2 protein-coding genes are annotated in these 2,722 nt (G+C 54.4%); both read left to right on the top strand.

Annotated features, from left to right (window positions below):
* Nucleotides 1-1,720 (top strand): hypothetical protein (locus K288_RS53320; protein WP_210164448.1); only part of this gene is annotated, 1,720 nt, incomplete at its 5' end.
* 443 nt (nucleotides 1,721-2,163) lie between these two features.
* Nucleotides 2,164-2,595 carry a DUF1772 domain-containing protein gene (locus K288_RS0143005; protein ID WP_027584827.1) on the top strand — a complete coding sequence of 144 codons (432 nt, stop codon included), beginning with the start codon at nucleotides 2,164-2,166 and terminating at the stop codon, nucleotides 2,593-2,595.
* The last annotated feature ends 127 nt before the right edge of the window (nucleotides 2,596-2,722 follow it).

Genomic DNA, 2,722 nt, shown 5'->3' with positions numbered 1-2,722 from the left:
CGTTGTCCGACACATGGAAACCGCGGCGACGCGCCACGCGAACAAAATAGGCGTCAAGCGCCATTCAAGAGGGCCGCAGAGCTCCGCTTACGATGAACCGGCAGGCCGACGAATTTCTCTTCGTTCGGTTCATGGGAAATACTTAATCCGACTGCTTGACAAGGGTCAAAGCGACGAAGCTAAAGAGATTGGTCCTCATGGCACAAAAATTGTCCTTAAGATTAGGGCAAGCGCCAAGAATGTAGACGTACTGCGTGCTCTGGAAGCTTGGATTCTGTTTCCGCGTTGTGAGATATTTGCGCGGATTGACTCGGCTCCAGCAGTCAGAATCGGCTTTAGGTCGCCAAAGGAAGCTATCGAGCAATATTTATCGAAGACTCAGTCCGGCGTTAGTCGAAGCTTGATTGAAGTCCATCAGCGCCAAGTCGGCGGAACGACGATTGCATTTGCAACGTTCTACAACAGCCATTTTCGCGACCGAAGCTTTCTTCAGTACTCGGAGGCAAGTCAGCAGAGAACGAAGGCTATCCCTCCGCTTGGTATATGCGTCGAAGGAATACGCGTTGAATTCGAGCCGCCGCGGCGGCCGCAGCACACTTCCATCCTGTGTATTGTTAATTGTACTGGAAAGGATGCGCCGAAAACAAACGTGGCGCGATCGTCCTTAGAATCGGAAGCGAACAAGGTCGATCTGTCATCGACAATCTTCAATGCTTACCTGGAACAAGTGAAGACCGAGATGAAGCGCCTTCAAGACCAAGAAGGCTTCTCGTTGAGCTATGCCGTTAGCCAATTCCCATTTGTCGCCGGTCCGCTGTATTCGTTGCCGATAAGCGGCGCACAACTAGAATCCTTTCGTGATTTTCCCTTAATTATGGTGGAAGATGACAAAGGACGTCGAGCGGCTTCTGCAAGTGACCTCTACAGTGAAGGGAGCTTTTGGACTGTTGAATCGCGAGCATTCTCGTCACTGGTGGACCTCTTAACTGATACTCCAGCCCACATTACGTGTAAGCAGGTTGCCGAGTTTTCGAAGTTCAAGGGGGCGGCTCTTCCTTCGGGGAACCTAGTTACTAGCATGGCAAGCTCAGCTCTGTCGCGCGAGTTGCTAGAAACGAACTTTGAATTAGCCGAAATACGAGCCTCACTGGTCGATCGACGGATTGACGCGCGATGGCTCCCGTCCACCCCAAAGGATAAGAGATGGATCAACGCCGTCGAAGTTGAACGTAGCGCTTTGAAAGAAATGCAAGATGAGCTTCGGCATTTTCGACGAGCTAGAGAAGAAAGACGTAGGCGATTTGGAAGGGGGCACTCGGTTTTCTTACCAGTCCAGACATTTCCAACGTCAGGTTTGGAGGATTATTTCGGCGTTGTTTCGATGGGAGCTCCTCGCCTACTTCCCGGCAGTCCAATAGTTAACTTTTTGGTTGAGCTAAATTGCGAAAACACGCCTGAGAATATCCTGCAATTTCTGGTCTTTATCGACGCGATTTCCACGAGTCTTGTCTATACCCACCAGGATCGGGACGTAGTTAAGTCGGAGCTTGAGTACACTCTTAAGGAATCGACCGCGCGATTGGATGGTTTCGCTAAGATTGACACGGCGGGGTTCTTGAATGCCTTGGCGCGGACCGAAAGACTAACGATGTTTGATCCTTGGAGCTGGAGACGGAATGAACAACAACACGAAGATTTTGACGAAGATATTCGATTTTAAAAGTAGATCGTCAATTATGCGCTCTCGCGATCGCCTAGCCTGGACGATCAGGCATTCTCGCCAAGATGCTCATGTCTCGTGCGGCCAGGCACTTTGGAGTTCAACGAGAAGGCCAAAAAGAGCGATCCAAATCTAAAATCGCTCGCAATCATATAGGAGAACACACGGGCGGCGAGGATGTCTGCGCGCCCGTGATCTGCGGCCACCCCAAATCACCTAGCGCTTCCGATGGAGTCTAGCACCTGCGAACGGGCGCTGGTTAGGCCGTAGTTGGCGACGAGGCGGTCGCCGGCCGCGATTTAGCTGCCGTTAAGGCGGAACACTACCAGGATCAGTTGCGCCACCGCGTCGGTTTCGCGGTCGGGCGAAGGGGCTTGCAGCAAGTCAACATGCATTCATACTGACTCAGGAAGGCGCGTCGGCTTTGCTGTGGAGGAACAATGGTGGCCGGACTGTTCGCCCTTGTCACCGCGGCGGCGTTTGCCGGGACGGCGTTCTATATCAACGTTGCCGAGCAGCCGGCGCGGCTTTTGCTCGACGATGCGAGCCTGCTGCGGCAGTGGAAGCCGAGTTATGCGCGCGGCTTTGCGATGCAGGCGAGCCTTGCCGTCATCTCGGCGCTGCTTGGGTTTCTTGCGAGCTGGCAGTTGCAGGATTGGCGGTGGTCGGTCGCGGCGGTGCTGATGCTGGCGAACTGGCCCTACACGCTGCTGGTGATGCTGCCGACCAACAAGCGGATCGAGGCGTGGCCGCCCGAGCAGGCCAATAGCGCGTCGCGTGCGCTCGTCGTCTCCTGGGGCGGGATGCATGCGGTGCGCACTGCGCTGGGTCTGGTTGCAACCGCGATCTATCTGGCGCTGGCGATTGGCGCCTAGAGCTTCGGTTCTGATTGAATCAGAACCGAAGCTCTAGGAGCCCGTCCAGATAGCTTTCTGGTTGGCGCATTTCGACACGAAATCCCGCTCATGGGGGCCTTGCGAGGTTAGCGAGCTTCACGAGGTT

This window comes from Bradyrhizobium sp. Ai1a-2 (assembly GCF_000426245.1).
Lineage (GTDB): Bacteria > Pseudomonadota > Alphaproteobacteria > Rhizobiales > Xanthobacteraceae > Bradyrhizobium.
The sequence above is the reverse complement of the archived record's forward strand: the minus strand, read 5'-3'. Positions and strand labels throughout refer to the sequence as shown.